Origin of the sequence: Bartonella sp. AA9NXGY (genome assembly GCF_042196845.1) — a bacterium.
Taxonomy (GTDB): Bacteria; Pseudomonadota; Alphaproteobacteria; order Rhizobiales; family Rhizobiaceae; genus Bartonella.
Map to the genome: position 1 here is coordinate 1 of NZ_JBHIRB010000076.1, position 1,247 is coordinate 1,247.

A 1,247-nucleotide genomic window follows, 5' to 3' on the forward strand; every position below is an offset into this window, starting at 1 on the left:
ATAGAAGCAGGACGCGCTGTTAATATGCAAGCCCACAAAGGCAGCATCCATGGTGTTGGAGCCGATATTATTGCCGGCACAAACCCGATGCAAAGCAATGATAAACAGAGTGGAAATATCACCATGGGAGCAGGTGAAGATATCACTTTTGAAAGTGCGCAAAATACGCAAAGCACACAAAATCATACGCAAAGCGCTTCGATGAATGTTGGGTATAGTTATGGTACCGGTGGTCCAGGGTGGATGGGGAATGCTTCTTTTGGTAAAGGCAAGGGTTCCAGTGAGGAGGTTCAACAGAAGAACAGCCATATTATTGGCACCGGCACAGTTCACACAACGAGTGGGGCAAACACCACATTGGCAGGTGCTGTGGCTTCTGGAGAGCGTGTAGAAATGGAAGTAGGGGGTGATTTTACCGTTGTCAGCCGCAGTGATACGGGACACAGTTCCAGCAAGCAAAACTCTGTTTCCATTGGTTATAATAGCCGAGAAAAGGATGGTACAGCCACAACCAATATTTCCTTGAACAAGGATAAATCCTCTAGCGATTATCACAGTGTTGTGGAGCAATCAGGCATCAAAGCCGGTGATGGCGGTTTTAAGATCAACGTTAAAGATAAAACAACGCTGACCGGAGGACTTATTTCCAGCACAGCCTCGGCGGACAAAAACAGCCTGACCACAGGAAGCATCAGCACCAGTGATATCAGCAACGGTGCGCATGCGCAAGCTAGCAGCCAAGGTTTAAGTATTTCTGCGGGTGGTCCGATGTATCAGGGTAAATATGGTGTCGGGAAAAACATTGCTAAAAATCTCTTAGATCATTCAAAAGCCCAAGATTCAGAGGAAGGATACACCAAATCTGCTATCAGCAATGGCACTATCGTCATTACTGATGAAGCAGGGCAGAAGGCATTGACAGGACAAGACGTGGAACAAGCCATAGCCTCCCTTAATCGTGATACTGCCAGCGCCCATAAGGGTGTACAACAGCTCGATGTAGGCAAGCTGGAACAAATCGTCCATGAAAACCGTGAAATGGCAACTCAACTCTTAGAAGAAGGGTTTAAATACAGCGATGACTCCTATAAAACCATGTTTATCAAAGAGCACCCCATTGCCGTGGTCGACCGTGATGAAAAGGGTAATATAATCTATGAAATAGATGCAAATGGGGTACCTATAAGAGACGCTCGTGGACAACCAATACCTCACGCACATTATTTAACGGATGAAGAAAAGCAGCA

Annotated in this window: 1 protein-coding gene; it reads left to right on the forward strand. The window is 46.2% G+C overall.

Annotated features, from left to right (window positions below; genetic code table 11):
- On the forward strand, nt 1–1,247 hold a 1,247-nt coding region (locus tag ACFIM6_RS09870; RefSeq protein ID WP_375612673.1), incomplete at both ends, for a hemagglutinin repeat-containing protein.